2 protein-coding genes are annotated in these 1,365 nt (G+C 62.9%); both read right to left on the minus strand.

All coding sequences use genetic code 11. From position 1 onward, the window contains the following. Nucleotides 1–404: L-histidine N(alpha)-methyltransferase (locus AC1D00_RS41185; protein ID WP_477014655.1), on the minus strand; the 404-nt coding region annotated here is incomplete at its 3' end. Nucleotides 405–454: 50 nt separating this feature from the next. Next, on the minus strand, nucleotides 455–1,365 hold a 911-nt coding region (egtB, locus tag AC1D00_RS41190; RefSeq protein WP_477014656.1), incomplete at its 5' end, for an ergothioneine biosynthesis protein EgtB.

Consider the following 1,365-nt stretch of genomic DNA (forward strand, 5'->3'; position numbering starts at 1 on the left):
ATGCCGAGCGTCGGGAAGTCCCGCTTCAGACCGTTCGCCTGCGCCGTCAGGAAGTCGCCGGATATGTCGACGGGCACATAGGCCGCGAACTTGCAGTGGTTCAGCAGCAGGCGGACCTTCGTGGTCGCGCCCGCGCCGAACTCGACCAGCGCCGCATGCTCGGGAATGATCTTCGCGATCTCGCTGCCGCGCTCCTTCAGGATCGCAAGCTCGGTACGCGTCGGATAATATTCGGGCAGGCGCGTGATCGCCTCGAACAGCTCCGATCCGGTCGCGTCGTAGAAATATTTCGGCGACAGCTTTTTCGGCTGCTGCGACAAATCCTCGATCGCCTCGCGGGCGAAAGCGGTGGTCTGCTCGTCGGGGAGATGGGCTTCGGCCAAAGCGCTGGCGTGCACATTCATGATACTCTCCTGAACGCGCTGTCCGGCGCGCATTTATCGTCGGATGAGAACTAGTTGTAATCGGCGAGCCGCAGTCCCGTGAATTGCCAGCGGTGGTGCGGATAGAAGAAGTTACGATAGGTGATACGGCTGTGCCCCTCCGGGGTTGCAAGCGATGAGCCTCGCAGCACCAGCTGGTTGACCATGAACTTGCCGTTGTATTCGCCGAGGGCACCTTCGATGGCGCGGTAACCCGGGTAGGGCGAGTAGGAAGATCGCGTCCACTGCCAGACGATCCCGAAGGCATCGTTGAGCGCGCCAGCGCGTGCCGCGACCTCCCATTCCATCTCGGTCGGCAGATGTTTTCCGGCCCAGCGCGCGAACGCATCGGCCTCGTAATAGCTGACGTGGCAGACGGGCGCGTCGGGATCGACCGGCTTGAGGCCGGCGAGCGTCATCACCTGCCAGGCGCCATCGACCTCGCGCCAATGTCCCGGAGCCTGCCAGTCTTCCTTGCTGACGGTGGCAAAGCCGTCCATCAGCCACAGCGTTGCGTTCGCGTAGCCACCGTCGCGCATGAAGGCGAGCCATTCGCCATTGGTGACGAGATTGCGCGCAACCTTGACCGGGCCGACGAGGGCGCGGTGGGCCGGCTTCTCGTTGTCGAAATGGAAGCTGTCGTCGACGTGGCCGACGGTGTGGATGCCTTCGTTGAGGATCAGCCAGTCATCGCCGGTGCGCGTCGCGGATGGAAAGCGCCAGTCCGCATCGTAGGCCGGATAGACCGGATTCTGCGCAAAGGCGTGCAGGATGTCGGTGAACATCAATTCCTGATGCTGCTGCTCGTGATTGAGCCCGACCTCGACGAGTGGCGCGATGGCACGGAGCTTGTCCTCGCCGGCCTCGCGGAAGAATTTTACGACCGCCGCATCGACATATCTGCGATAGGCGCCGACCTCGTTCGCACTGGGACGGGTGATGT

This window comes from Bradyrhizobium sp. P2_E8, assembly GCF_056403875.1.